This window comes from Dictyobacter sp. Z7_2 (assembly GCF_057551105.1).
The window spans coordinates 493,375-519,496 of sequence record NZ_BAAJPE010000002.1; the positions used below are offsets into that span (position 1 = coordinate 493,375).

A 26,122-nucleotide genomic window follows, 5' to 3' on the forward strand; every position below is an offset into this window, starting at 1 on the left:
CTACAGGTTCTCTTCTATACCTGCTTCTGCCAGCACTGTCTCTTCTGTCTCTTCTTCTTCCTCAACCACTTCGGCATCGGCAGTTCTGAAAGCCAGCATATTTCCGCGAATCTGATCTTCGATGGCAATCGCCACGTCGCTGTTCTGACGTAAGAATTCTTTAGCGTTCTCACGACCCTGACCAAGGCGAATATCACCAACCGTAAACCAGGCGCCACTCTTTTTCACCAGGCCCATCTCCAAGCCCAGATCGATCAAGCCACCTTCACGAGAAATACCCTCGCTATACATAATATCAAATTCGGCGGTTTTGAAAGGAGGAGCCACTTTATTTTTCACGACGCGGACACGGGTACGATTCCCCATGACATCCTGTCCCTGCTTAATCGAATCAGTGCGGCGAATATCCAGGCGTACCGAAGCATAGAACTTCAACGCCTTACCGCCAGCCGTCGTTTCTGGATTGCCGAACATCACGCCGATCTTCTCACGCAATTGATTGGTAAAGATAACAGTCGTATGTGAATTACTGATAGCACCTGTCAATTTACGCAATGCATGACTCATCAAACGTGCCTGTAGACCCACATGCGAGTCACCCATCTCGCCTTCGATTTCGGCGCGAGGTGTCAAAGCAGCAACCGAGTCAACCACGATCACATCGATAGCATTACTGCGCACCAGTGAGTCCACGATCTCCAGAGCTTGCTCACCAGTGTCGGGCTGCGAGATAAGCAGATTCGTCGTATCGACACCCAGCTTGGATGCATAGAGCACATCCAGAGCATGCTCGGCATCGATGAAAGCGGCATATCCGCCAGCGCGTTGCGCATTAGCAATGACATGCAAACAAAGCGTGGTTTTACCAGAAGACTCAGGACCATAGATCTCGGTGACGCGTCCGCGTGGAATACCCCCGATGCCCAGAGCCAGATCCAGCGCGATTGATCCCGATGGGATGGCCTCAACATGAACTTTGGCGGCATCACCAAGTTTCATAATCGCACCTTTGCCGAAGCGGCGCTCGATTTGATTCAGCGCCAGATCGATCGCCTTCTCGCGATCGCTCATACCGGCTGTATTTGTGCTGCTACTGGCAGCGGCTGCGGCTGCACTTTTTTCTTTCTTACTTATTGGCATTGTTTCACTTTCACAGGGCGTGAGATACAAATTGACTTGAAGTCATCTCATAATCCCTCACACTCTGCATCCTCCTTTTTTCAATCCTCGCAGGGGCTGCGACGTACAATAGATGTATGTTTCACAGAGTACACGGATATAAATGGATGTGCAGAGAGTATAACCGTGCCGCTCTCGTTTATGTTTCTACTATCTTTATTCTTTCATAGGGATAGGAAACCGGAAATAATTTCTGTCAACGCTCAAATCTCGCCCGAAGTAGAACAAGTGTACCATGAGGTGATATATGTGTCAAGTTGTACGAAGAGGCGTTACAAAGGATACTCATCTGGTGCCGGTAGAAAGAAACGGGGATGCTTCTAGAAGCATCCCTTCTCAGTGCTAGCTATAATTCGCGACGTCCCTCAAGGGCTCGACTCAGTGTCCCTTCGTCTGCATACTCGAGATCGCTCCCCAGAGGAAGTCCGCGAGCCAGAGTAGTCACACGCAACTGTGGCACATTGAGCTCATTTTTAATCCCATCTTTGATCACGCCAGCGGTATAATCGCCTTCGAAGCCTGGATTGGTGGCCAGGATAACTTCGTGCACGGTTCCAGATGACAGACGTTTTAACAGCTCATCGATACGTATATCTTTGCGCCCAATACCATTTAAAGGTGACAGAGCCCCATGCAAGACATGATACTGTCCTTTAAACACATTCGTCTTCTCTAAAGCCAGAACATCAAGCGGCTCTTCTACCACGCAAATACTATCCTGATCCCGACCCGGATTACTACAAATAGAGCAAGGGTCAACCTCAGTGATATTATAACAACGCGAACAATAGACGATATTCTCTTTGACGCGCATGATAGCCTCAGACAGGCGACGGGCCTGGTCCGTAGGGCTACGCAAAATGAAAAAGGTCAAGCGCTGCGCAGTTTTCACGCCGACCCCAGGCAGCTTGGATAGTTCATCAACTAAGGCTGCCACAGGAGCTGCGACTTCATTCATGATTTAAAACAACCCGGGAATCTTCATTCCACCAGTGGCGCTACTGACAAGCTTCTGCTGAGCATCGGTTACTCGATCATGAGCATCCTTCGCAGCCGCCTTCACCATCACCTCTAGCTCCTCGATATCATCCGCACTAAATGCCTCGGAATCAATTTTTACGCTACTAATTTCATACTTTCCACTCATAACGATAGTTACGGCACCACCGCCAGCAGTTCCAGTAAATGACTTGGCCTCTAACTCTTCCTGCATCCTCATCATCTGCTGCTGCATCTTCTGAATTTCGCGCATGTTCATGAAACGAAAACTCCTTATTTCGGTCGAATATCATTGATTTCTGCTTTAAACATACGAATCACTTCTGTGACGACAGGATTGCTCTCCGCATGCTGCTTCACACTTTGATAACGTGTCTCACCTTGTTCAGGTGTCGCTTTAGTATTCTCTCTCACAGACTCTTTTCTGGCAAGGGGTTGAGAGGGCAAGTTGGCCTTTTCTTCTGGCACAGATTGTTGAGCTGCCGGTGCTTTCGGCGGTCGAGATCCATAATCAGAAGGCGGCGACGATGGCTGAGCCGGAGGAGGCTCAGGGCTGGCTGGACGCACAACATTGGACGATGATTGAGGGGGAGATGTGGGTGGCGAATGCTGTCCTTTGGGAGGTGGCAATACCGCCGGAATCGTAACTTGAGCCTGCGGCGATAATAAACGCACATCACACTCAATATCTAATTCCATTTTCAACGCCCAACGGATAGTCGCATAATACTCTTCATTTTGTAAGGTCTTATAATGGAAATCAGCAATAGCTTTACAGATGACGATCGGCAACTGACCAGTCCCCTCCACCCCAAGAATCTTATATCCACCCAGGAGGGCTGAAATCTTCGAGCCATCCTTGCGTGTTCTCACACGCTTTCTAATCAATTCCCATTTTTCGGTCACATCCCCAAGAGTTAGCGTCGGCACATCAACGTTGTCTGTGACCGTCTCCGTTACAGCAATGATTGTTGAATCCTCCACAAAAGGCGGCTCGGCAGCCACAACTGGAGGAGTCACCTCCACAGTGCTATAGGGAGTGGTAACGACATCCACCTCAACCTCCTCAATACGATACGAGGCAGGAATATCGATCTCATCAGGAACTGCATGCCCTGACGCGGATGAGGGACGCACAAGAGATGCGTTTGACTCAGGCTGCTTGAGAGACTCGAAGGTAGATGCCGAGGAATAGGATGGGGGCGATGACGAAGCATCACGTGGAGGACGCGGTATGGCTGGTGTCTGTACAGTTGGTGCAGACGACGGTCTCATCTGTGCGGCCTGGACAGTTGGTCCGGAGGATGGTCGCGAGGAAGATGCAGGAACCATCGCCCCAGATCCATCCTGGCTACGACGATGTAATTCCACGCAGGCCAAAAATGCCAGCTCAAGTCCCAGCTGTGGAGTCGCCTGACTCTTCTGCATTAACTCATTTTGTGCAAAAATACGAGCGCATTCGGATAGCTCTACGAGCGTAAAATGCTGAGACATCTGCACAATCTCACGAATCTCCTCATCAGTATTATCCAGGATCTCCGCAATCGTAGCGCCAGCTTTCGCTAACATCATCGCACGCCAGAATTCCGCCACCTGCACATTAATCTGACGCAGATCAGCTCCCGATTCGGAGAGCTCATTGATCAGATGCAGGCCATGAGCGCTATCTAACGTCGCCACATGAGAAATAAACTTCTGAATAGCACGAGGATCGGCGACTCCCAGCATCGTCTGTACCTGCTCCAACGTCACAACGCTGCCCGAGTACGCAATCGCCTGATCCAACAGACTCAAAGCATCGCGCATACCTCCGGAGGCCGCACGAGCAATTAACTCAGCCGCACCGTTCTGCAATTCGACATGCTCTTCTTGCGACACATAATGGAGGCGCTCCACCAGCTGCCTGAGGTTAAAGCGCTTAAAATCAAAGCGTTGACAACGTGACAGGACAGTCGGCAACATTTTATGCACATCGGTCGTTGCCATCACAAAAATAGCATGAGGAGGAGGCTCTTCCAGTGTCTTGAGGAGGGCATTAAAGGCTTCCGTTGTCAGCATATGTGCCTCGTCCAAAATATAGACTTTGTATTTCCCGGTGGTCGGAGGCATCATAACTTTTTCGCGTAGATCGCGGATACTATCGATACCACGATTGGAGGCTGCATCGATCTCAGAGACGTTAAAGGAGCTACCAGAGGTGATTTCGCGACACTGATCGCAGACATTGCACGGTTCACCGTCCCGGGGATTCAGACAATTGATGGTTTTGGCGAGGAGACGCGCGGTGCTGGTTTTGCCAGTACCTCTTGGACCCGTGAAGAGATAGGCATGCGCGAGCTTACCACTATTGAGTGCATTCTTCAGCGTACGAATTACTGGCTCTTGACCAACGAGATCGCTAAAGGTCTGAGAGCGCCATTTACGGTAGAGTGATTCTGAGGCCATATTATTACTCCCGCCTATGTGTCCTCATGACGGGCCACGAGCCCACTTTGTTGCCAGAAGAGTTGAACGAGGTTTTTAACAGCGAAAACCGATTTTTTCCCGGTCCTGCCGGTTAGCGTAATCAGGCGACCTGCATCACCCAGAGAGGTCCATTTACCGTTGCTTCCTCACGGACCTAGCGGGATTCATAAACATCTGCCGCGCAGGACCCAATTACGCCAACCGACAGGACCGGAAAAAAATCGGTCCATCCCACCTGAATGTATTGCTTTATTCCCCTATGGGATGAACCCATTTTACACCTGATTGGCCTAGCTGTCAAGAGATGTAACGTCCAATTAACAACTGATATTTTTCTTTAATCTCAGCCGGTATGCGCGTCGCATCGGTCATGATGGTTGACTCAAGCGCGTGATCACAACTACAGATCTGACTACTCCGATCGGGCGGTAATTTTTGTGCGATACTGAGTAGAATACGTTTGGCATTCTCAATATTCGCGTTCAGATTACCGATCACCAGATCAACTGAGACCGTCTCAGCAGATTCATACCAGCAATCGTAGTCAGTAGCACAAGCGATCGTAGCATAGCAAAGCTCAGCTTCACGTGCTAATTTCGCCTCAGGGAGAGCTGTCATACCAATGATATCCATGCCTAACTTTCGATAGACATTCGATTCAGCCTTAGTCGAGAATAGCGGACCTTCCATACAAACGTATGTGCCTCCCTGATGAACCTTTACATCACCCAGCTCGTTAGCCGCATCTAAAAGTAGCGTGCTCAACGTGGGGCAAAACGGCTCTGCGAAAGCGCAATGAACGACCACGCCGCCCTCAAAAAAGCTATTGACGCGACTTTTGGTGCGATCAAAGAGCTGATCAGGTATCACCAGATCGCGAGGAGCAATATCCTCCCGCAGACTACCAACTGCACTGACAGAGATCACCCATTCAACCCCCAGGCTCTTTAACGCCCATATATTGGCCCGCGAGGGAACCTCTGTAGGATTGAGGCGATGCCCACGACCGTGACGAGGCAAGAACGCCATTGAGACGCCTGCGACCTTTCCCACCGTAATCACATCGCTCGGATCTCCAAAGGGAGTATGAACCTGCACCTCCTCAATATCCGTCATCTGCTCCATATGGTAGAGGCCGCTACCTCCAATCACGCCAATCTTCGCCTGTGGTGCCATCTAGACATCCTCCTTGAATACGACTAGCTTCAATATCAAAGATTACGCCTTGATACGAATATACTGGCGCTTGCCTACTTTTAGTATAGACCCATCCACCGCATCAAGCGTGAAAGCAGGATCAGTAATACGTTGAGATTCGCCACTGGCTCCCTGAGGGAAAAGAGCAACGCCGCCTTGCTTAATCAGTTCACGAGCCTTATTATTACTCGCAGCTAATCCAGCGCTCACAATCACCTCGACAATATTGGTCGCGCTCGCCAGAGGATAATCAGGAATATCGGTCGGCAGCTTGCGCTCTGAGAACTGGCGAATAAAGGCCTCTTCAGCCTCATGGGCAGACTCAGCATTATGGAACTCGGTCACGATCTCGCGCGCCATCCGCAACTTTACATTACGCGGATTCAACGTCCCCTCGGCCATTTTGCGCTCGAACTCATCCAGTTCATCATCATCCACCTCAGTCAGCGCCTCAAAGTAAGAACGCATAATGGGATCGGGCAACGACATCAATTTCCCGAACATATCTTTAGCGGGAGCAGTCATCGCAATATAATTATCGAGCGACTTACCCATCTTTTTCACGCCATCCAGACCAACGATAAGATTCATCGTCAGAATCTGCTGTGGCAGCTGACCAAAGATAGGTTGCAGTTCTCGCCCAACCAAGAGGTTAAAAGTCTGATCTGTACCACCAATCTCCACATCGGAGCGCAGCGCCACAGAGTCATAGCCCTGCAACAGCGGATACATGAACTCAGACAGATAAATCTCAGTACCACCTTTATAACGCTTCGAGAAATCATCGCGCTCAAGCATCTGAGCCACCGTTTTATGGCCAAGCAGTCGAATAGCATCACCAAGATCAAACTTGTCAAACCACTCAGTCTGATGATGAACCTCCGTCTGCTCCCTATCTACAATGCGATAGAATTGCTCAAAGTAGGTGGACGCATTTGACTGAACCTCTTCAGCAGTCAAAACCTTGCGCGCCTCAGCACGGCCACTCGGATCACCCAGCCGAGCTGTCCAGTCACCGATCACCACCACGGCCTTATGCCCCAGACGTTGGAACTGGCGCAGCTTCCGGAAAACAACGGCATGCCCAATTGTCAAATCATAATGCGTTGGATCAATGCCAAGCTTGACACGTAATGGCTCTCCTTTGTTGCCTTCCAGCAGCAAGCGCCGCATATCTGCTTCTTTCTCGACCTGCGAGACGCCGTGCTTTAAGAGATGATCTATCTCTTTCTTCGTTGGAGACTGTTTCAACACCATTATTCCTTCTTCCCATGATACGTAAGTGCTATGTTAGCTGCATTGTAGCAGAAGATAAGAATGCCGTCGATAGTACAGCCAGCACCAGAAAGCTTGATAGTCTGGCTATCAAAGTTTCTAACAAACTTCTTACACTACGCTTACGTTCCTCTAACACTTCATGGAGTATAGTATCACCAGAAAGAAAAAACACCGATGTGAGGATGAGGACACATGAAGAACTTCTACTTCCTCACATTATAAAAAAAGTATATGTCATATGAAATACAGAAAGAAAGAAGGAGTTACGACAATGGCTAACATTACACGTTACAATCCTTTCAGTGAAGCAGTTTCCTTACGCGATGCGATGGATCGCTTGTTTGAAGATAGCGTGATTTCTCCACGTTTGGCTGGTACGTTAAGTGGTCGTGGAGTAGCTGCTAACCTTTACGAGACAGCAGAAGGTTTCACTCTGCAACTGCCAATTCCTGGCATCAAACCTGAAGATGTCGATATCACCATCCAACAGGATGTTGTCAACCTCAAATGGGAGACAAAGGTGCAATTCCCAGAAGGCGCTCACGTCCATTGGAACGGTTTCCAGGCAGGGAAATATCAGCAATCCATCACATTACCCGCTCCTATTAACTCAGAGCGTGTTGAAGCTCGCTATGAGAATGGTATTCTGACACTGCAACTGCCAAAAGCAGAACATGCAAAAGCACGTAGTATCAAAGTGAACGCGCTTTAATACCACATCAAATTTCTGCTCTTCTAAATAAAAGGAAAAGGTTGCGGATTAAATGCATTTTTTAGCACGCAACCTTTTACTTCACCTTTACCAACTTATATTATCGATATAGACAGGCTGTACTGTCCCTCCGCCAGATGTTATATAATAAAGGTTGATACCTATCTCGCCAATCGGCGCTGAAAATGACTGGGCGGTATAGCTAATATAATTCCAACTTCCAGGTGAAAGTACAAACTCATTGGAACCTGACCAATTGCTGTTTGCATCAGATACTGATATATCAGCATGAACGCTCACACTTCCAGATGGTACATAAATATAAGCGCCAATGGTCTGTCCAGTCTTCAGAAGAGAACCCTTACCTCCATCAAGATAGAGATAAGGGTTCTTATTACTTGTTCCTGTGTTGACATGAGGCTGGGTAATCGCTAGAGAGTGACTTCCTATCTGCGCTGTAGTAGTGCTATTAGCAAAAGAGCAATCTGATACTTGCCAATTATCCAGAGTTCCATCTTCAAAAGAATAGACAGTTCCTGTGGTTGCTATCGTTGGGGTTGCCGTTGGCGCAAGAGTTGGAACTGTCGTTGGGACTGTCGCTGGAAGCTGTGCTACCGACGTTTGATGCTCCGCTACCGACGTTGGAAGCTGTACTACGGACGTTGGACGCGGTGACGCCCTGGTAGGTCGTGCTGCGGGCCGTGGCGTTGCGGTTATTTGTACGTTTCGAGTCACATCAGGAGTTGGGAGCGTCGTCGCGACGGTGGTCAGGGGTGCATGCTCCTCTGATGTTATCTTCCCTGTATTAGAAGGATGTAGCAGCAAAGCAGCAACAGTGGTTATCAACAATAAAACCACTCCAAGTACTACAATTGACGATTTCCAGCCGGCCAACAGTGGACGTGTAAATGCTCTCTGCTTTTTCGGAGGTGGACTTACTACCATGCTGCTATGAAGCAGATTTGTGGCTAGATGCACGTTTTGAAGGGCCTGTGCTCTTTCATTTACTGGCTCTTCATTGATTTCTGCAAGCATCGCTGGGGACAGCAGATCTCCTTCTTCGGTGGTTTCAGAAGCAGCTTCATGCGATAGTTGACCATAAGAATGGATATGAGCATCATCTCCGATAACTGGCAAGGGGTTTGTCGCTTGCTCAGGTTCATCTCCGATAACTGGCAAGGGGTTTGTCGCTTGCTCAGGTTCACTTCCGATACTTGGCAAGGGGGTTATCACTGGCTCAAATTCTTCTTCAGTAGGTATTGCCAGAAACTTGCTCTCAGTTGCCGCAACCTGACTCTCTGGCCGAGGCGCTGATTTTATTCCTGACATGATTTTTTTGAGCGCGGATAGTGATGGTGGATCAATCTCAAGGAGAGCATCCTGCTCCGGCATGACACCCTTTTCGAGTGCTTCAGGTCGTTTAACCAGATGAGCTCTCTCTGCCGCCTCTGGAAACGGCGTAAATCCAAAGGGCTTGGTCACTGGAGCTTTTTGTATGTCAGTTGGGGCATTTGAGAGCAAGGCAGCAAACGCTGAGGTGCTTTCAAATGGCTTTTCAGACTTTGATGCGGATAAGGCATGCTCAAGTGCGAGCAAAAATGCGTCCATATCTTCATAGCGATCCTCGCCTTTCTTCGCCAGGGCTCTGAGAATAGCTGCATCGATCGGCATTGGTATCTGTACGTACGAGGAAAGGGGGGAAGCATAATCATTTGTATGCATCCTCCACATCGATGAGAAGTTCTGCGCTTCAAAGGGCACGTGTCCTGTAATCAGTTCATGAGCCAGGCAAGCCAACGCATATTGGTCGCTCGCTTTTTCCGTTTTCCCAACAAATTGTTCGGGTGCCATATACCTCGTTGTATGCAGATCCGATTTATACTCTAATTTGGTCACATCAATAAACGGCGACAGGCTAAAATCGGTGAGCTGTACCACATCATTATCAGAGTAGAAAATGTTTTCAGGCTTGATGCGTCCATGAATAATCCCATGGCTATGGGCATAGCTTAATGCTTGACCAATTTGTTGCACAATATGTACAGCATCAAGCCACCTCATATGTTTATGAGCACCACGCTTAAGATCCTTCAGGCGTAGAGCAAGAGAACCCAAAGCTCGATATTCACTGACAATATACGGCTTCCCTTGCTCTACACCAATATCTAAAATTGGTACAATAGAGGGATGATCCATACTCATCAATGAATTTAAGCTCACTGAGCGTGCTTTTTGATCCTGATTGGCACATTCTTTATCAAATATCTTAACAATAACTTTTTTTCGCGTCTCTCGCAACGGATAAGCAAGGTAAGTTATTCTTAATGTTTTGGATGCCAATTCTTCTACAAGATGATAAAAAAGGAAAAAATCTTGCATAAATACTATCCATTTAAGTACACTGCTATATTTTGCGGCATCTGAGATGAGTTCCTCTTAAATGAGTTCTTCTTGATTATAACATACTTTCTAATTCTCAGAGATAAGGCAAAAAAGTGCGATTTCCCGGTAGAATACACAAAATGGGAATTTGTAATGTCCTCAGTAGATATATCATTTCGATTCGACATATGAACAAACACTTGACCTTCTTCTCACCAGTCGATGTTCTGTTTGTTAGAATTGGAAAGCCATGCTCATTCGAGCATTATGGTTGACTTGCAAAGCTAATTCACAAGTAGTATACTTGTACAATCCAGGCGTAGCAGATATCTTTTGCTGGTCAAAATCACAGCAATAAAATACTACGCAGTGGAAGGAAATATCTCTCATTGTTGAAAGTTCGACTAGTTAATAATTCAAAGAAGAGGAGAATAGCCCTATTAACAAGGATTTTCGGGGGAACGACCGTTCACGAGAGCGAGAAACACGTGTTAACGAACGTATTCGTACACGTGAGGTACGCCTAATTGATGAAAATGGCGAGATGTTGGGAGTCATGTCTCCTATGCGAGCTTTAGATATTGCTCGTGACAAGAATCTAGATCTGGTTGAGGTATCTCCAAACGCCATGCCACCAGTTTGTAAGCTGATGGACTACGGTCGCTACAAATATGAGCAAGCTAAGAAAGAAAACGAAGCCCGCAAAAACCAGAAAACCATCACGCTCAAAGAAATTCGTATGCGCCCACGTACAGACGATCATGATGTCGAAGTGAAGACGCGTAAAATCCAAGAATTTTTAGCTGACGGCGATAAAGTAAGAGTCAGTGTACAATTCCGAGGACCCGACATGCGTCATCCTGACATCGGTCGAAAGTTACTTGATGGTATAGCAGAAGAGTTAAAAGGCATTGCGACCATCGAACGTACTCCGGTCATGGAAGGCCGTATGATGTCGATGATCGTCTCCCGAGCTCCCGGTTGGGAACCACCCAAAAAACAGATACCTGTCCCTGCTAACAAGAACAAAACCGAGCATGTAACTGAGACCACTACGCAAGCATCCACAGAACAAGCAACTGCGACTACAGAGCAGGAGTCTGCAACTACCGAACAGGCGCCTGTCGAGGTTCCTGAGGAGTCACGAGTTGCGGAGCCACAGGAACTGTAAGTTATTCACCTCCTACGCAAAGCTTCCTATGCCGTATGGTTTGTAGGTTGGCCTGACAGTGAACTTCATCAAAAGAAACGATAGAGGACTATAGTTCAATTGGACTGTAGTCCTCTTTTTTCTAGCACTATTATTTGACTTTTAGCACAGCGACCACTAAGATAGAATTACTACATCCAGAAAAAAGAGATCAAATCAACAGAGATTAACGCACTCAAACAGATAGTGCCGTAGGAGGCTATTGGTGAGCAGATATGACGAACCAAGCTGGTACGAACAACAATTTACAAATGATCAATCGTCCTCATCAGATTCCCAGCCAGCGCCCGATGACTTCGATCATTATCCCTTTCTTCCAGGTCAAGATGCCAATCGGCAAAACAATCCGGGGCAGACAGCTCTAGCTGCTCCCAATGCATCGCAGCACCATCTGCAACGTACAATTGGACGAGTTATTGCACTCATTGCACTTGTAGTCATTGCATTTTGTGCGGGCTGGTTTAGCCAGCAATATTATAGTAATAATTTCTTTAATCAGAATGATAAATCACAAGCATACGCCAAACTCTTCCAGCAAGCCTGGAATAATATAGATCAAAACTATGTCGATCGTTCAGCGATCAATTACCAGAAGATGTCATACGCCGCCATCAACGCCATGGTTGCTACTCTGGGCGATACAGGTCATACGCGCTTCATGGATGCCAAGACAGCCAAGGAGGAAAATCAGCAGCTTAGCGGTCAATTTAGCGGCATTGGTATTTATCTCCAACAGGATGCCAAGACAAAAAAGCTCATTGTGACATCCCCTATTCCTGGTTCGCCTGCGGAAAAAGTTGGCATTAAATCCAATGATGTGATTACTGCCGTGGATGGTAAAAGTACCGAGGGCAAAGACGTTGCCGGTGTCAGCGCCATGATCCAGGGAAAAAATGGCACCAGCGTTAAAATCACCGTTCTTCGTCCCAGTGAAAATAAATCGCTCACATTTACAATCACACGTTCCGAGATCAACGTTCCAAACGTTCTCATGTACTATATTCCTCAAGATCATACAGTACAGATTCAAATTGTACAGTTTGCCAGTGGCGTCTCTGATCAAGTTAAAGCCGATGTGACAAAAGCCAAAAGCGAAGGCGCGACGAAGATAATATTAGACTTACGTGACAATCCCGGTGGCTACTTACAAGAAGCGCAGGATACAGCCAGTCTCTTCGTCAAGAAAGGCCACGTACTGATCCAGGAAGATAGCAAGGGCAACAAAACTCCGCTTGATGTCACAGGAAACACGATTGACACGACAACCCCCATGGTCGTACTTATCAACGGTAACTCCGCCAGCGCCGCAGAAATTGTCGCTGCATCACTCAAAGAGAACGGGCGTGCAACGCTTATTGGTGAAAAAACGTTCGGCACAGGAACAGTCCTGCAAGCATTTGATCTCTCCGATGGTTCCGAACTGCTGATTGGAACACAAGAATGGCTGACACCCGACGGACAATTTATTCGTAATCAGGGTATTGCTCCCAATATCACAGTAAAAATGCCTGCTGATGGCTCAGTCCTTACCCCCACACAAGAGAGTGCCAATAATCTAACCGAGCAACAGATCTTACAAAGTAAAGACGCACAACTCATCAAAGCGCTCCAGTATCAAAAATAATCACGATAGCATCGGTAGATAGAGCACTCTACGCATCATAGAGAGCAAAAATGAAGCGGCAAGTGTATCACTAATAGTGATTAACACTTGCCGCTTCACTCATATAAGATGTATGTTTACGCTTCTTTGTACTCGTAAGAAGAGGATTGATCTGACGTGCTAGAATTTCCATCGTGCTCGTCGGTCGTATCGCTTTCATCATCGTCAGCAGGTTGCGCCCGGGCTGCCGGCGGTGGCAACAGCAACATATCGGTCTTCTGCTCATGATGGCGTTCAACACGGATTTTTAAAATTCGGCGTCCACGCGTAGCCAGTACAAAAAAGGTCAGGTTTTCAAAAGAAATCGTATCACCGATGCCCGGTATTTTATCCAGCTGTGCATAGACAAAACCACCCAACGTTTCATATTCGGTATCAACCATATGAGTATCCATCAAATCATTGAAATCATAAATACTCATTTTGGCATCGATAATATACTCATTCTCATTGATCTTCTCATACAATTTTTCCTCGTGGTCATACTCATCCTGGATATCGCCCACGATCTCTTCCATCAAATCTTCAATGGTCACCAAACCAGCCACGGAGCCATACTCATCAATAACCATCGCCATATGAGTACGGCTCTGCCTGAGTTCACGCAAGAGATCATCTAATTTCTTCGTCTCGGGCACACAATACGCCTCGCGTACCAGACCTTTAATCGGAAACGAGCCATGATCTTCACGCAATTGACGGATCATATCCTTCGTGTACAGAATGCCGACGATATCATCAAAGCCAGTTGTAGCCTCATAAACAGGAATGCGCGAAAAACCGCCTTGCAGCGCCAGATCCACAGCTTCATTGACCGTCATAGTACTGGGCAACGTTACCATATCAATACGGGGAACCATTACTTCGCGCACTGTCGTATCTGCAAATTCAAAGATACTACGAATCATCTCCGTCTCTTCTTCCTCAAGCACGCCCTCCTCTTCACTGACGGTCACAAGCAAGCGCAATTCATCTTCAGTAATGAAAGGGCCTCGATGACGCATAGGACCACCCAGAAGACGCACCAATCCAGCGGTTACACCAGTAAGGAGCAACACAACTGGTCGCAATACCCAGGCAGCAGCACGTACGGGATCAACAAAGATACGCGCCCAACGCAACGGATTTTGTACAGCCGCCGTTTTGGGGGAGATCTCACAAAAAATCAAGACAACGAGAGAAGTTACAATTGAGGAGATGAGTTCACCAAAAGATGTTGAAAAAAAGCGCAGTGCCAATACAGTTGCCATACTAGAAGCGACAACGACTGCCACACTATTGACAACTAAGATAGTTGACAGAAAAACATTTGGCTTAGCCAGCAAGCTCTCAATCCTGATGACCTGTTTATCGCCCTCTTCAGCTAAATTTTTCAGCTTAATGCGGTTAACCGATGTAAAGGCTGTTTCGGCGGCAGAAGCTAAGGCACAGAGCACGAATGCGACCAGCATCACGATTAACTGTAGCCAGGCAGTCCCATCAAAATGTGAAAAATGAAAATCAATCGTGGCGGCTAAGCTCCATAAGCCAGGGCCGTCCCCGTCCATATAAGTACCTATTCCTTTTTACCATCCTCGCTTGCCGGATCTTCTGATGAGGGCAACATACGCGCAAAGCGTGCCGGAACACCATACACCAGGGCATGAGGAGGGACATCTTTATTCACTAACGAGCTCGCTCCTGTGAGGGCATGTTCGCCAACAGTTACAGGAGGAACAAACACTGTATCACAGCCGATAAAAGCACCGGCACCTATCGTCGTATGATATTTTTCCTTTGTAAGTCCATTATAATTAGAGGTGATCGTTCCTGCGCCGATGTTGACATGATCGCCTATTGTCGCATCTCCCAGATAACTAAAATGATGGACATCGACCCCGGCACCTACATATGAGTTTTTAATCTCTGCAAAGTTCCCCATCTGTACACCCTGTGCCAGATGCGCCCCGGGTCGGCAATGGCTAAAAGGACCGATACTCACTTCATTATCTAACACGGTCTCCTCCAACGAGGAGTTTCTCACGCTACAACGATCTCCCAGCGTTGAATGATCGATGGTCGTTCCTGGACCGATACGACACCAGGATCCAATCGTTGTCTTACCTGTGATCAAAGTTCCGGGAAGAATCACCGTATCGCTTCCAATCTCTACCTCATTCTCAATGTAGGTCGTAGCAGGATCGATGATTGTAACTCCAGCGTACATATGCCGCTCAAGGATACGACGTCGCATCACCTGCTCAGCTTCGGCCAATTGAACGCGATTGTTAATCCCCAATGTCTCATCAAGAGCACCTGTCACGGTGGCAATTGAGCGATCCTGAGCGCCAGCGATAGCGATGAGGTCGGTTAAATAATATTCTCCCGCCGCATTGCGAGGCAAAGTCGCAAGTGTTTCCCATAACCAGATACGTTCAAAACAATAGACACCTGAATTCACTTCTTGAATACGCAATTGCTTAGGCGTAGCTCGCTTCACTTCCACAATCTCACGTACGCAACCTTGAGCATCGCGCACGACACGTCCGTAGTCAGAAGAGACATCGGCATGAGCGGTCAAGAAAGTCACAGTAGCCTGCCGGGATATATGTTCAGTCAGCACCTGTGCCAGGATCTCGCTTCTCACCAGGGGAGTATCCCCATAACATACCAGAACAGTATCCGGCAAAGGATCGAGCGCATCAACGACTGGTTGAGCAGCCAACACGGCATGTCCAGTTCCCAGTTGTTCATGTTGCATCGCATACTGACAACGCGCTCCAAACGCCGACAAGATCTGCTCGGACTCGTGACCAAGCACGACGATAGGACGGCTCGTGGATACGTTATCATGCCAGGAAGAAAACTGAGAGGTGGCAGGAATCGCCTCAACTGCGGTAAGGACATGTGCCAATAGCGGCTGGCCAGCCAATGGATGAAGGAGTTTTGACAAGGTTGAACGCATCCGTGTACCTTTGCCAGCGGCAAGGACAACGGTCGCATAAGTATTCATAGTTTTGCTTTGCAAACCCTTTATTTTTCTGAAATTGCTGTCTAGAGGACGGACCAGATAGCTGATAGACGGCTATCGCATTCCTATTGTAGAGGAAATATATCTCAAGGCGCAGCTCAAAAAGCACCTGATCCAAAGAGAGAACCAGCCTCAGACAATGATCCGATAAAAGCTTCGATCTCCACTTTCACACATGTATAGTACACGAAAGAAAGCCATCCTGTCAATGCGAGCAAAACATTCTGCAAGTCATGAACTTCTCTTGACGACCTCTCAAGGGAGTACTATACTGCAAATGCAGCGCGGTGGAGCGCACAGCCATGACGACCAATCCTGACCCATCAGCGACGTTGAGAGGATGTAGATTCTATGGCAATCATTGAAACGCATATAGATCAGCACGGCACCGACTTTAGCGAAAACACAGCCTATCTGCTGCAACTTATTGAGCAACTTGACCATCATATCCAGCAGGTGCAGCAAGGAGGCGGAACCGATGCCATCGCACGACATCATAAACGCAACAAATTGCTGGCCCGTGAACGCATACAACGCCTCTGCGATCCCGGCACCCCATTCCTGGAATTGAGTCCACTTGCAGCCTGGGATATGTATGATAATGATGCTCCTGCGGCCGGTATTATCACCGGCATCGGTCTGGTCGAAGGACAGGAATGCATGATTGTGGCCAATGATGCTACAGTCAAAGGCGGCACCTATTATCCCATGACCGTCAAAAAGCACCTACGCGCTCAAGAAATTGCTGCCCAAAATCATCTTCCTTGCATCTATCTTGTCGACTCTGGTGGAGCATTCCTGCCTCTCCAAGCAGACGTCTTTCCCGATCGTGACCACTTCGGTCGTATCTTTTATAATCAGGCGCGCATGTCAAGCCAGCGTATTCCGCAGATTGCAGCAGTGATGGGCTCTTGCACCGCAGGAGGTGCGTACGTGCCTGCGATGAGCGACGAAACAGTGATTGTCCGTGGAAATGGCACCATCTTTCTTGGAGGGCCTCCACTCGTCAAAGCCGCTACGGGAGAGGAAGTGACCGCAGAAGATCTGGGAGGCGCCGATGTCCACAGTCGAACCTCTGGCGTAACCGATCATTATGCACTGAACGATGAACATGCACTCGCCATCTGCCGCAGCATCGTCACACATCTCAATCGACGCAAGTACGTCCCCTGGGACATCCGCCCCCCCATCGAGCCACGTTATTCTGCAAGCGAGTTGTTAGGAATTATCCCCAAAGATAATCGCAAAAGTTATGATGTTCGCGAAGTGATCGCCCGATTGGTCGATGACAGTGATTTCCATGAATTCAAAGCATTATATGGCACGACACTCGTCTGTGGCTTCGCTCATCTGATGGGCTATCCTGTAGGCATCATCGCCAACAACGGGATTCTTTTCTCAGAAAGCGCCTTAAAGGCCACGCACTTCATAGAACTTTGCGCTCAAAGACAGACGCCGCTGATCTTCCTACAAAACATCACAGGATTTATGGTCGGCAAGCAATACGAGAACGGCGGCATCGCCAAAGATGGTGCCAAACTGGTTATGGCCGTCGCCAATGTACCGGTCCCCAAATTTACTGTGATTATTGGTGGCTCGTTCGGAGCCGGCAACTACGGGATGTGTGGACGAGCCTTCTCTCCCCATCAGCTCTGGATGTGGCCCAATGCACGTATCTCAGTCATGGGGGGACAACAGGCAGCAACGGTCCTCTCCACGATACGCAAGGATGGACTGGCTGCACGGGGACAATCGATGACACCAGATGAAGAGGCCGCCTTTATGCAACCGACACTGGATAAATATGAAGAGGAGGGAAATCCTTACTACAGTACAGCCCGCATCTGGGATGATGGGATTATTGATCCACGCGACACGCGTACCGTGCTCGCTCTTGGTATTGCGGCCTCATTAAACGCACCTATGCCAACACCGGAGACATCGTTTGGCGTTTTCAGGATGTAAATAGTATTCATTGATCCCATTTATGGCTAATTGCTTTGCTAATTTCGTATATATATTTGAATGGTCTCATTTGAGACAACTTATCTATGGAGAAAAGATTATCAGCTCTAAAACAGCTCTATTTTCTCCCCCAAAGTTACTCCTGGTTCTTATCTCAAAAAGGAAGCCCATATTCCTATGCAACAAATTTTTATCTGGCAAAATGGATCACTACAATTTAGCTGCACACCCGATCAAATACATGATGCTCTCGAGGATGATGATGCGATTGTCTGGCTTGATATTCAATTCGACGGCACGTTACAAAAATATGAAGCTCTCCTCAAAAAAGAATTTCGTTTACTACCACTCGTAATTGAAATGATCCAGGAGAGCAAAGAACGCGCAAAATTAATCGGTCATGGGCATTATTTTTATCTTGTGGTCCACAGCCTCGTCTTCAATGCCAAAACAATTGAGACCACAACACCGAAGCTAGATATCGTCTTTGGCAAAAATTTTCTGATTACAGCGCATCAAACCTCCCTTCCCTGGCTCGATGAGCTTCGTGAAACAATTCATGGCGAAGACACAGAAGATAACTTCATACGTCAAGGGACATCGTATCTACTGCACGTCTTGATGGATAATCTTGTCGATAGTTACTTCCCCGTTCTGGATGAAATTGACGATGAGGTCGATGATTTAGAAGATGCCACGGTTCAGCTAGCCACCAATGAAGTTCAGGCACGCATCTTTCGCATGAAACGCGTCTTAGCACAGATGCGACGAGTCATCAGCCCTCAAGTCGAGGTCTCCAACTCATTAATTACACGCACAGGCGACTTCATTCCAACAGAGGTCGAGCCTTACTTTGCTGACGTCCATGACCATCTCATTCGCACGTTTGAAGTGCTGGATTCATATCGCGATCTGATGAGCAGCCTCCTTGATGTCTACCTGACAACTGTTTCTAATCGTCAGAATGAGATCATGAAACAACTCGCCCTGATTTCAACCATCTTTTTGCCTATTACATTTATTACTGGTGTCTTTGGACAAAACTTCGGTCATGCCCCACAAATCGATTTTGACAGAGGTTATGACTTCTGGATTGTATTATTCGTCATGTTTATCATCTCGGTTGGGCAGATCTGGTATTTCCGCTACCGTAAATGGATTTAAACAATGAGGAGAACTTCATGGCATCCCCTTATACGCAACTGGCAGTTGAATATAGCTTCGGAGATCGCATCGCGACGATTACGCTGAATCGTCCAAAGGTACGTAATGCATTAAATACGCTCTTGATTCAAGAACTCACCGCAATTTTTGTTGAGCTCAGTTTTGATGAACGTTTACATGGCATCGTATTGACCGGTGCGGGAACAGTCTTTTGCGCCGGCGCAGATATTCATGCCATGCAAGAGACCATCACCTATACTGAGGAACAGAATCTTGACGATGCCATGCAATTGCATAACATGTTGCACACCATTAATACCTTTCCCTGTCCAGTGATTGCGCGTGTCAACGGCGATGCGATTGGTGGTGGTATTGGTCTCATCTCGGCATGTGATATTGTGATTGCTACCGAAGAGACCCGTTTCGCATTTAGTGAAGTGAAGCTGGGCATAGCACCAGCCGTGATCGCTCCCTACGTCATCAAGAAGATTGGGGAAAATATGGCACGCGTCCTCTTTGTTACCGGGGAGCGCTTTAGTGCCGCCCGTGCTTACGCGATTGGACTTGTTCATTCAACAGTGCCAGCCGAGCATCTTGATGATGCGACTCAGAAAGCGATCAATGAGTTGCTTCGAGGAGCACCACAAGCCATCCGAGCCTGTAAAAATCTGGCGTTACACGTCGGCCAGATGAGCGATGAACAGGCCCGTCAGTACACCACTGAAACCATAGCTCACCTACGGGTAAGCCCAGAAGGACAGGAGGGTTTAAAAGCATTCCTGGAAAAGCGCTCACCCTCCTGGCTTAGTTAAAGAGGCATCATGTTCAAGAAAATTCTGATCGCCAATCGAGGGGAAATTGCTATCCGCATTATGACAACCTGTCACGAAATGGGGATACGTAGTGTTGCTGTCTACTCAGAAGCCGACCAAAACGCACGTCATGTCTTCAATGCCGATGAAGCCTACCTGCTTGGTCCCGCTCCGGCAACGCAAAGCTATCTCAACGCAGCAGCGATCATTGAGATAGCCAAACGCAGCCAGGCAGAAGCGATCCATCCCGGTTACGGCTTTCTGGCCGAAAATGCAGATTTTGCTGCCGCTTGCGAGCAAGCAGGGATTGTTTTCATCGGACCATCAGCAGAGGTAATCAAGTTGATGGGATCAAAGATTGCCGCCAAACGACTGGCTCAATCCGTTGATGCTCCCATCGTTCCTGGTTACAGTGGCGAGAGCCAGGAAGTAGATGTGCTTCAACGAGAAGCAGAGCGGATTGGCTTTCCACTACTCATCAAAGCCTCAGCCGGTGGTGGAGGAAAAGGTATGCGTGTTGTCCATCAGGCACCAGATTTCCTTGAGCAATTAGCAGGTGCTCGTCGCGAGGCTCAGGCTGCCTTTAACGATAGTACCGTTTTTCTTGAACGCTACCTCCAGCAACCTCGTCACATCGAAATCCAGATTCTGGCGGATCATCACGGCCACATCGTGCATCTAGGAGAACGTGAATGCTCCATCCAGCGTCGACATCAAAAAATCATCGAAGAAAGCCCCTCCAGCGCCTTGAGCCCATCCTTACGGCAACGTATGGGCGAAGCCGCAATAAAGATTGCGCAAGCTGCACATTACACAAATGCAGGCACGCTTGAGTTTATGCTCGATACCTCTGATCAGTTCTACTTTCTCGAAATGAATACACGCCTACAAGTGGAACATCCAGTCACAGAATTCGTGACTGGATTGGATCTTGTACGTCATCAACTCTATATCGCTGCTGGCAAGCCACTGAACATGACTCAGGAAGAGATAGAATTTCGCGGGCATGCCATTGAAGCTCGCCTTTACGCGGAAGATCCTCAACAACAATTCCTACCCTCAACAGGAACGATCATCAGCTTTATCAAACCAGAAGGACCTGGCATTCGGTGGGATAGTGGAGTCGAGGCAGGAGATAGCATCACCCAATATTATGATCCTATGCTAGCCAAACTCATTGTCTATGCAGAAGATCGTTCCACAGCCATCAGCCGTCTACAATACGCGCTTGAGTGCAGCGTGATCTTCGGGCTCACGACAAATATCCCTTTACTCCATACGATCAGTCTTAATCCTGCATTTGCCAGTGGAGACACACCAACAAACTTCCTTGAGCAACAGCACCTGCTACCACCAGTTTCTGAAGAGCAACTACCAGCGCCGCTTCTCATGGCCGCTGCCATCTGTGAAATAAGCGCGGAACTGCAGGCGCCACGTGACCTATCAGCCAGCAATCATAAAATACACAGCAACCTACCAAACCCATGGCAGACACTTGGTCCCTGGCGCATAGGGCACGGGCCACGAACATTCAAGTATCGCTATCAGAATCAAGACTATATGGTTACTATTCAACCCGATACAACACATCCAGGAGGATGGCAGATCGGTCTGCCACAACAATCAATACAACATGTCATAGGCATCATACATGACCACCAGATTATCCTCAGGCTGCAAGAAATACAGTTACCCATCTATGTCCATCTGGACAAGTATACACTACACCTCGCTCTAAAAGGCCAACGTTATCAACTCCAACGCCAACAGCCACCAGATATCTCCATAGCAGCCCAGGGAGGCCATATCCAGCAACGCCAGCAGAATCTGACGGCCCCGATGTCCGGTACCATCGTTAAAGTTCAGGCCAGCGATGGTGATATAGTAGAAGCGCACCAGGTCTTACTCATTCTCAGTGCCATGAAAATGGAGCATGCAATTACGGCACCATACTCCGGCAAGGTGCATCATATTCATTATGCCGAAGGTGACGTCGTGTCGGGAGGAGCAATCGTTGCCGACATGGAAGTTGAAAGTTAGGCCACATAATTTGATAGAGAAAAGTAGCGCCGCTACACGTCCACAGCCATGAGGAAAGGTAACAGGGAGTCATGCAGGTAGGTTTTATTGGTATTGGAGTCATGGGTCACGCCATGGTCCTTAACTTACTCAAAGCGGGTCATGATGTCACAATCTACGCCCGTCATCCAGAAAAAGCAGAAGTACAAGAAGTACTCAAAGCTGGAGCTCATCAAGCTCCATCAGCGCGAGCGGTCGCCATTGCATCAGAGATCGTCATCACAATGGTCCCCAACTCGCCTCAGGTAGAAGAGGTCGTTGCTGGAGATAATGGTATCTTAGATGGTGCACGCAAAGGACTCATCATTATTGACATGAGTACCATCTCTCCATCGGTTAGTCGTAATTTAGCTCAGCAAGCATCTGAGAAAGGTGTATCTTTTCTCGACGCCCCTGTCAGTGGTGGATCGCAAGGAGCCCGTAACGGAACCTTAACTATTATGGTGGGCGGAGAAAAAGAAATATTCGACAAAGCTTTTCCCGTCCTGTCTGCCATGGGCAAAAAAGAAAATATTGTACATGTAGGACCAAACGGTTCAGGAGAGATTGTCAAAATCGTCAATAATATGCTGACCGGAACAATTGCAGCATCGATTGCTGAAGCTTTTGTCCTGGGTGTGAAAGCCGGAGCCGATGTAGAAACCATGGCTCGCATTATCGGCACCAGTACTGGTGCCAGCTGGCAATTAGCCAATCAATTTCCTCTGCGAGCCTTCAATGGCAGTTTCCAACCAGGTTTTATGACGAACCTTTTGCACAAAGACCTCAGTCTGGCCATGGATCTTGCAGCGGAAATTGATACCCCGATTGCCATGACAGCATTGGCACGTCAACTCTATGAGAAGGCACAAAACGCAGGCTATGGTACCGACGATTATACCTCTATTCTCAAAGTGATCGAAGAAAATAGTGGAGTCGAAGTGCGCATCAAATAACGCACTTACGATTCAAAGATCAACGCTGTAGACGAACGAGATACGTTTAAGATGTAATTCTGAAAGTATCTCGCTCGTCTGTTCGTTCAAAGCGGTTATTTTCTCAAGAGAAAACTACAAATTATAGCAAGCATATTTTCTCCAGCGACGCTCCTCTCCAATGAACTCATATGGCATATAGAAAGCCGCTAATCTGGGTCGAGAAGATGTATTCGACGTGAGCGCCGGAAGCACTGGTGATGTAATTGTAACATAATTGTTATTAGGGTTACTATCTCCAACAATGCTGCTTTCAAAATAGTCAGTGACTGAAGGCATGGCGGCCTCTGAGAAAGTCGCCGTAAAAGTAATGGGAGGCAAAATTGCTGCAGGAGCAAGTAAATAAGGTGAACTATATGTAGCAGAAAATATCATTGGACTAACATCTGAGGAAAGTGAAAACACCCAATTTGTCCCGATAATTTTTATATTAACGGCTCCAGCCGGGATCACCCCTGAAACATGGATTGTCTGATTTATGGGAACTGTCGAACTTCCATTAGATGCAATGAGACTAAGTGACACAGTAGATCCTACTCTGGGAATTGTCACGTTACTACATGGTGCGAATTGCAAAATAGCAAAATCAGGGAGGTTTTCCGGCAATGGAACAGGAGTATAATGACCAACAGGTGTTGGCGTACTCCTTGGAGTTGGTGTCGCAGGCGAAGGCGGAGTAGGTGTATAAGGTGATGATGAAATTAGAATCGTATCAGTAGCAAGATTGTTAGCTGGATTACTATCACCAGGGATACTTGTTGATGCCGAATCTATCAAGATAGTAGCAACATCAGCATTTAATGTGCCAGTGATGATAATAGGTGGCAAACTCGTTCCAGGTCCACAAGGACTATTTCCTACATACACAGCCGAAATAAGTAGTGGGCTTGTGCTTCCCGTCGCCAGAATAGACCAGTCCTGTGCTTCTACAGAGACATTACTGAGACCAACTGGAATAACCTCATTGGCACGAATAGTGTTTGATGGAAATATTGGTGTGGATGTCGAAGAGACAGAGATAGTTACCATTTCAGTTACGGTCTGCCCTATATGAAAAACGCTTCCACCCATATGAGTCTTCTGAATCCCAATATCTGGCAATTGTACAGGAGTTGGCGTCGGCGTCAATGTTGGGGTTGGCGTCGGGGTTGGGGTTGGCGTCGGGGTCGGGGTTGGCGTCGGGGTCGGGGTTGGCGTCGGGGTCGGGGTTGGCGTCAATGTTGGGGTTGGCGTCAATGTTGGGGTTGGCGTCAATGTTGGAGTTGGCGTCGGCGTCAATGTTGGGGTTGGCGTTGGCGTCAATGTTGGGGTCGGGGTTGGCGTTGGCGTCAATGTTGGGGTCGAGGTTGGCGTTGGCGTCAATGTTGGGGTCGGGGTCGGCGTAATTGTAGACGGATTCAGCAACAAACTGACGGTATTATCACCAAAATTCGCTATGGCAAGCTCTTGATGCCCCTGACCACTAAAGTTTCCTGCAACGATTCCTCTTGGAGCCACACCGACATCAATTGGTGATTGCACAGAAAACGTTCCACTTCCATTATTAGATAATGTATTAATAGTGCTATCACTTAAATTGGTCACGGCAAGATCCGCATACCCTGATCCCGTAAAGTCGCCGGTAGTTATCCCAAACGGATAGGTTCCTACTGTGACAGGAGGCTGTACCGTAAAGGTTCCACTCCCATTATTGGATAAGACATTAATACTATTACTATTAGCATTTGTCACGGCAAGATCTTGATGTCCCAACCCCATAAAGTTTCCGACAACAAGTTGCTGTGGACCACTCCCAACAGTAATAGGAGGCTGTACCGTAAAGGTTCCACTCCCATTATTGGATAAGATACTGACGCTGTTCGCACTCACATTGCTATTTGTGACAGCGATATCTGCACGCCCCATGCCAAGAAAGTTACCCGTCACGATGCCAAGAGGAGAGCGACCTACAGTAATCGATGACTGCAAAGTAAAAGTACCGCTTCCGTTGTTCGCCAGAATACTAACAGTATTGGCAACTTGATTGGTGACTGCAAGATCGATACGTCCTAACCCCATAAAGTTACCAGCAGTTATTCCAATCGGATTGGTTCCAACAGCAACAGGAGGTTGCACAGTAAAAGTTCCCGATCCATTGTTCAACAAGACACTTATCGTATTAGCCCCAATATTTGTGACCGCAAGATCTGCATGCCCTAAACCTGTAAAGTCTCCGACAACTATCCCCACTGGATTTTGACCTACCGTAATTGGGGGCCGAACTGTAAAATTTCCACTTCCGTCGTTTGCCAGGATGCTAACCGTATTGCTAATTTCATCTGTTACGGCAAGATCTTGACGTCCTAATCCCATGAAATTACCTACCACTATCCCAAATGGATTATTCCCAACTGGATATGATACGGGAGCGGCAAAAGCATGGATAAATGCATGGGTTTCATGTACGCCTCTAAAAAACGGGGCAGGGCCTGTAATTAAACCAAACATACTAAATCCAACTAATAGCAGAAGAGAAAATGATTTCACGTGAAACATTGAAATCTCCTTTTATGGGTATCAAAGAGTATGCATGGATGTTTCAAAATATTAAGGCCTCATAATAGTACATAGTACGAAAAGATAAAAGAAAAACACCATTATAATAGCTCTACACTATCCAATAGCCGCTACTGTTCTCCTGATAATCAGCCCATTGAGCATCCAGCGCATTGTTGACAAATACTACACATTTAAAATCATTATCTCTTCTCTCAAAAAAGATCTTTTTCTATATAAAAGAAAATAAAGCCAATGCTACCTCCAATTCAAAGTTTGTATTCTTATCCATTAAAACTATTTTTTTACATATTCTTCTTCAAATACGAGATCAAATCTGAGAAATTGTATGGGCGTTTACTATTGATCACCGATTATAGTATATATATGCAAACATACCTGTAAAAAGAACATATATAATAAAAACAGAGACCAATAGCACGTGAAAATTTTACAGGAATTAGAAATATTAGCTATTTTTGACAATTCCTATTCCA

18 protein-coding genes and 1 other RNA gene are annotated in these 26,122 nt (G+C 47.3%); 8 read left to right on the forward strand and 11 right to left on the reverse strand.

What is annotated here, in order from left to right:
* From recA to tyrS, 7 genes are all read right to left on the reverse strand, one after another.
* A complete protein-coding gene (gene recA / locus AC27N8_RS15505; protein WP_487074697.1) occupies positions 1-1,071 on the reverse strand; it encodes a recombinase RecA in 1,071 nt (356 codons plus the stop codon).
* A 454-nt stretch (positions 1,072-1,525) separates the two neighbouring features.
* Positions 1,526-2,137 carry a recombination mediator RecR gene (gene recR, locus AC27N8_RS15510; protein WP_487068290.1) on the reverse strand — a complete coding sequence of 204 codons (612 nt, stop codon included), beginning with the start codon at positions 2,135-2,137 and terminating at the stop codon, positions 1,526-1,528.
* A gap of 3 nt (positions 2,138-2,140) precedes the next feature.
* Positions 2,141-2,437, reverse strand: coding sequence for a YbaB/EbfC family nucleoid-associated protein (locus AC27N8_RS15515; RefSeq protein WP_487068291.1), 297 nt, complete (start codon positions 2,435-2,437; stop codon positions 2,141-2,143).
* Positions 2,438-2,451: 14 nt separating this feature from the next.
* Complete coding sequence (gene dnaX / locus AC27N8_RS15520) at positions 2,452-4,623, reverse strand: DNA polymerase III subunit gamma/tau (protein WP_487068292.1); 2,172 nt, start codon at positions 4,621-4,623, stop codon at positions 2,452-2,454.
* A 116-nt stretch (positions 4,624-4,739) separates the two neighbouring features.
* Positions 4,740-4,838, reverse strand: an RNA gene (ffs, locus tag AC27N8_RS15525) — signal recognition particle sRNA small type.
* Positions 4,839-4,941: 103 nt separating this feature from the next.
* The gene (gene mtnP, locus AC27N8_RS15530; RefSeq protein ID WP_487068293.1) at positions 4,942-5,820 is read right to left on the reverse strand and encodes an S-methyl-5'-thioadenosine phosphorylase; all 879 of its coding nucleotides are present in this window, start codon (positions 5,818-5,820) and stop codon (positions 4,942-4,944) included.
* Between the two features lie 42 nt (positions 5,821-5,862).
* Positions 5,863-7,092 (reverse strand): tyrosine--tRNA ligase, encoded by a 1,230-nt coding sequence (gene tyrS, locus AC27N8_RS15535; protein WP_487068294.1) that lies wholly within the window; start codon positions 7,090-7,092, stop codon positions 5,863-5,865.
* 298 nt (positions 7,093-7,390) lie between these two features.
* On the opposite strand from tyrS, the gene AC27N8_RS15540 reads away from it, so the two are divergent.
* Positions 7,391-7,831 (forward strand): Hsp20/alpha crystallin family protein, encoded by a 441-nt coding sequence (locus tag AC27N8_RS15540; RefSeq protein ID WP_487068295.1) that lies wholly within the window; start codon positions 7,391-7,393, stop codon positions 7,829-7,831.
* An 87-nt stretch (positions 7,832-7,918) separates the two neighbouring features.
* Here AC27N8_RS15540 and AC27N8_RS15545 read toward each other — a convergent pair whose 3' ends face one another.
* Positions 7,919-10,210 carry a protein kinase domain-containing protein gene (locus AC27N8_RS15545; RefSeq protein ID WP_487068296.1) on the reverse strand — a complete coding sequence of 764 codons (2,292 nt, stop codon included), beginning with the start codon at positions 10,208-10,210 and terminating at the stop codon, positions 7,919-7,921.
* Positions 10,211-10,652: 442 nt separating this feature from the next.
* On the opposite strand from AC27N8_RS15545, the gene infC reads away from it, so the two are divergent.
* A complete protein-coding gene (gene infC, locus AC27N8_RS15550; protein WP_487074699.1) occupies positions 10,653-11,384 on the forward strand; it encodes a translation initiation factor IF-3 in 732 nt (243 codons plus the stop codon).
* A gap of 244 nt (positions 11,385-11,628) precedes the next feature.
* Positions 11,629-13,047, forward strand: a complete 1,419-nt coding sequence (locus tag AC27N8_RS15555; protein ID WP_487068297.1) for a S41 family peptidase — start codon at positions 11,629-11,631, stop codon at positions 13,045-13,047.
* A 116-nt stretch (positions 13,048-13,163) separates the two neighbouring features.
* Here the strand turns inward: AC27N8_RS15555 and AC27N8_RS15560 are convergent, their stop codons facing one another.
* Together AC27N8_RS15560 and glmU are read right to left on the reverse strand one after the other, a co-directional pair.
* Entirely contained in the window at positions 13,164-14,633 is a 1,470-nt protein-coding gene (locus tag AC27N8_RS15560) for a hemolysin family protein (RefSeq protein WP_487068298.1), read from the reverse strand.
* 8 nt (positions 14,634-14,641) lie between these two features.
* Positions 14,642-16,078: a bifunctional UDP-N-acetylglucosamine diphosphorylase/glucosamine-1-phosphate N-acetyltransferase GlmU gene (gene glmU / locus AC27N8_RS15565; protein WP_487068299.1), complete on the reverse strand. Its 1,437-nt coding sequence runs from the start codon at positions 16,076-16,078 to the stop codon at positions 14,642-14,644.
* A gap of 369 nt (positions 16,079-16,447) precedes the next feature.
* Here glmU and AC27N8_RS15570 point away from each other — a divergent pair, with 369 nt between their 5' ends.
* From AC27N8_RS15570 to AC27N8_RS15590, 5 genes are all read left to right on the forward strand, one after another.
* Entirely contained in the window at positions 16,448-18,061 is a 1,614-nt protein-coding gene (locus AC27N8_RS15570) for a carboxyl transferase domain-containing protein (RefSeq protein WP_487068300.1), read from the forward strand.
* A 177-nt stretch (positions 18,062-18,238) separates the two neighbouring features.
* Positions 18,239-19,225, forward strand: coding sequence for a magnesium/cobalt transporter CorA (corA, locus tag AC27N8_RS15575; RefSeq protein ID WP_487068301.1), 987 nt, complete (start codon positions 18,239-18,241; stop codon positions 19,223-19,225).
* 17 nt (positions 19,226-19,242) lie between these two features.
* Positions 19,243-20,037 (forward strand): enoyl-CoA hydratase-related protein, encoded by a 795-nt coding sequence (locus tag AC27N8_RS15580; RefSeq protein ID WP_487068302.1) that lies wholly within the window; start codon positions 19,243-19,245, stop codon positions 20,035-20,037.
* A gap of 9 nt (positions 20,038-20,046) precedes the next feature.
* Entirely contained in the window at positions 20,047-22,077 is a 2,031-nt protein-coding gene (locus tag AC27N8_RS15585) for an acetyl/propionyl/methylcrotonyl-CoA carboxylase subunit alpha (RefSeq protein WP_487068303.1), read from the forward strand.
* A gap of 71 nt (positions 22,078-22,148) precedes the next feature.
* The gene (locus AC27N8_RS15590) at positions 22,149-23,051 is read left to right on the forward strand and encodes an NAD(P)-dependent oxidoreductase (protein WP_487068304.1); all 903 of its coding nucleotides are present in this window, start codon (positions 22,149-22,151) and stop codon (positions 23,049-23,051) included.
* Between the two features lie 114 nt (positions 23,052-23,165).
* On the opposite strand, the gene AC27N8_RS15595 is transcribed toward AC27N8_RS15590, so the two are convergent.
* The gene (locus tag AC27N8_RS15595) at positions 23,166-25,625 is read right to left on the reverse strand and encodes an FG-GAP-like repeat-containing protein (protein ID WP_487068305.1); all 2,460 of its coding nucleotides are present in this window, start codon (positions 25,623-25,625) and stop codon (positions 23,166-23,168) included.
* Between the last annotated feature and the right edge of the window lie 497 nt (positions 25,626-26,122).